Here is a 651-nt window from a genome sequence, read left to right as displayed (position 1 = left end):
ACCCGCAGCAGGTGTCGGCCGACGGGGCCCGCCAGCGCGTTGACGTACCGGGTGGCGGCGCGCGCCCGTTCGGCGGGGCCGGCCCAGCCGAGGCTCATGGCTCCGATGATCCGGCCGCCGTGGTGCAGCGGGACGGCGCAGGCGCTGCGGCCGGGGACGATCCGGCCGGTGACCGGCTGCCCGGCGTCCGTCGTCTCCGGGGGGTCGAACTCCCAGACCATGCCGCCGCCGTGCGCGGCGGAGACCAGCGGCACACCGGTCTCCGGCGGGATGCGGCGCCATTGGCTGAGCCGTTGGGCGGGCACGCCGTGGCCGGCCACCAGGGCGAGGGCGCCGTCGGGTTCCAGCAGGCCGAGCACGACCGCGATCACGCCGACGGGGGCGAGCGCCGCCTCGTGCAGCAACCGGGCGAGGTCCTCCGGGGTGTCGGCGCTCGCCAGCGCCGAGGAGGCCAGGTGGAAGAGGGCCGCGGGGTCGGGCGCCGGGGGGCGGCCGGGCGTTCCCGGCGGGTGCGGCCGGGGTCTGGACGGCTCCGGCTCCTGGGGCGGGGTGCCGGTCGCCGCCTCGCCCTCCGGCAGCGGCGGGGCGGCCACGGCGGCCACGGTCTGCCCGGCCGTCCCCGCCGTCCCGGCCGTCCCGGGCGGCTCGGGC

General features: G+C 80.6%; 1 protein-coding gene. It reads right to left on the bottom strand.

Annotated features, from left to right (window positions below; translation table 11 throughout):
- Nucleotides 1-651, bottom strand: a 651-nt coding sequence (locus tag ABD308_RS27660) for a GAF domain-containing protein (protein WP_344340006.1), incomplete at both ends; no start/stop codon positions are given.

Origin of the sequence: Kitasatospora putterlickiae (assembly GCF_039527695.1) — a bacterium.
Classification (GTDB): Bacteria; Actinomycetota; Actinomycetes; order Streptomycetales; family Streptomycetaceae; genus Kitasatospora; species Kitasatospora putterlickiae.
This window is presented reverse-complemented; position numbering and strand designations above follow the sequence as displayed.